General features: G+C 41.8%; 3 protein-coding genes. 2 read left to right on the top strand and 1 reads right to left on the bottom strand.

The features are described 5' to 3' along the window. Both NTU69_01210 and NTU69_01205 read left to right on the top strand, forming a co-directional pair. Window positions 1-316 (top strand): hypothetical protein (locus tag NTU69_01210; protein ID MCX5802147.1); only part of this gene is annotated, 316 nt, incomplete at its 5' end. Between the two features lie 304 nt (window positions 317-620). Further along, complete coding sequence (locus tag NTU69_01205) at window positions 621-1,250, top strand: lytic transglycosylase domain-containing protein (GenBank protein MCX5802146.1); 630 nt, start codon at window positions 621-623, stop codon at window positions 1,248-1,250. 76 nt (window positions 1,251-1,326) lie between these two features. On the opposite strand, the gene NTU69_01200 is transcribed toward NTU69_01205, so the two are convergent. Continuing rightward, window positions 1,327-2,232, bottom strand: a 906-nt coding sequence (locus NTU69_01200) for a glycolate oxidase subunit GlcD (protein ID MCX5802145.1), incomplete at its 5' end; no start/stop codon positions are given.

Below are 2,232 nucleotides of genomic sequence, written 5' to 3'. Positions count from 1 at the left end.
CCAACCTTTCATTCATATAAAATCCTTAACAGAAGAATTGACCATTGTCAATTGTTATAGCAACTGGAGTTTCCTGACTTTTGTATTTCAATATAGCCGGAACACTGTTTTGCTCTCTGCTCCGCTGCGCGTTTTTACCCCCACCCGCAAGCGGGTACCCGGACTCGAATTTCACTCAATTCGTGAACTCGTGCTTCGCACTCAGACAGCACAAATTGTCCTTCAGAACGTTTATTCTTGCCGAGTGGGTTACCCAAAAATGCTCGAAGTCGCGATTCGCAAAAAGTTCTTCCGGCCATTACAGTCATGGTTCTGATCAAACCGTCTTCAACTCTTTGATATTTGCTATTTAATAGCGTTATTCATCAGAAAACGTCAGGAAACTCCAGTTATAGCAAATAGACCTGCAATTCAGACATTGGACTCTGCAATTCAGACACCGGACATCAGACATTAGTCTTCAGACTTTTCTATGTGTAATCTCTGCCCATTCCCTTCTGTTGTCTGAAGTCTATAGTCTAATGTCTATTGCCTTATGTCTATGGTCTACTGTCTGAATCACAGTGATAGCTATGAAAATTGTTGACACATATCACCATTCTGTTGTATCTAAATACCTCATGAAAATTCCTGAGAAATTTAACCCCCTTTCCACAATAATCTCTGCAATAATCATATTCACCCTGACCACTTTCTCAATCACTGAAGCCTTTACTGATGAAAACACGGAAAAGGAAATGATCATAGCGAAGACAGTGGAATATTTAAAAGAGAAAAGGGTGAGGGCTAATGAAGATACATTAAAAACTATTGCAAATACTGTATATGAAGAGTCTCAACAATACAACCTGGATTATAGACTTATTCTGGCTGTGATGAAAGTGGAGAGTAATTTCAGACATAATGCCATTTCCAGAAAAGGGGCAAGAGGGCTTCTCCAGATAAAACCAGCACTGGCAAAGCATATTGCGAAAGACGCAGGGGTGCAGGTAAGGGGAGCAAAATGCCTCTATGAGCCCGAAAAGAACATCAAAATCGGCGTTAACTATCTTTCAAAACTCATGGATATGTTTGAAAATCTTTATTCAGCGCTCCATGCCTATAATGTGGGACCTGCAAAGGTAAAGAAAACACACACAACTGACGACAATGTACCCATAACCCGTTTCACAAAAAAGGTGTTAAAAGAGTATCAACAAATGGTTTTAATCCTTCCTGACCCAGAGGGTCAGCAGGACTCCTCAGATTAATTTTCAAAGCAATCTAATAATACACTCTGTATCCTTAACGAAGTTATTTCGCTGATCTGAAACCTCCCTCAATTATTCAGGCAGGAAAAATCTTACCGGGATTAAGTATGTTATTGGGGTCGAAGAGTTGTTTTATCCTTTTCATCGTGGCAATCACCTCTGGAGAAAGTTCCATTTCAAGGTAGGCTGCCTTGGAAAGTCCAATCCCGTGCTCACCCGAAAGGGTACCCCCAAGCCTGATTGTTTCTGCAAATATTTCCCTTACTGCCTCTTCTGCCTTTGCCCTGTGGATAGGTATATCCTGAATCATAATGCTTACATGAAAGTTGCCGTCCCCTGCATGTCCAAAGCTTAGAATCGGGATACCGAATTTTTTCTCCATCTCTTCAAGGATATGAATAAGTGACGGTATATTGGAGCGGGGTACTACCACATCCTCAGCAATTTTTACAGGATTTAGATTATATGTTGCCTGAGAAAGGGTTCGTCTTGCCTGCCAGAGCCTGTCAGCCTCTTCAGGGTCCTGTGTCATGTCACATTGCACAGCCTTTTTCTCAAGCAGAATCCTCCTTATTTTTTCAGCCTGCGACTGAATAGACTCTCTATCTCCATCAACTTCTATCAATAACAACCCTCCAATTTCTTCCGGAAGTCCCATGGGGTTTGCTTGTTCGCTACACTTAATTGATGCCCTGTCCATAAATTCCATTGTTGAAGGTATTATCCTTGCCGCAATGATAGCAGAAACTGCTTCTGCTGCCTCATCCACTTCCTTAAAAAGTGCCAATATGGTAGTTTTTGCCTCTGGCAAAGGAATAAGTTTCAGGATGATCTTCGTAATTATCCCAAGCGTCCCTTCACTGCCCACAAACAATCGGGTGAGGTCATATCCTACTACACCTTTCATGGTTCTCACCCCGGTATTGATAATCTCACCAGTGGGCTTTACAACCTCAAGACCAAGAACATAATCCCTTGTAAC

The organism is Pseudomonadota bacterium, assembly GCA_026388215.1.
Taxonomy (GTDB): domain Bacteria; phylum Desulfobacterota; class Syntrophorhabdia; order Syntrophorhabdales; family Syntrophorhabdaceae; genus JAPLKF01.
Note: the sequence above shows the minus strand (reverse complement) of the source record. Positions and strands in the feature narration are given on the sequence as shown.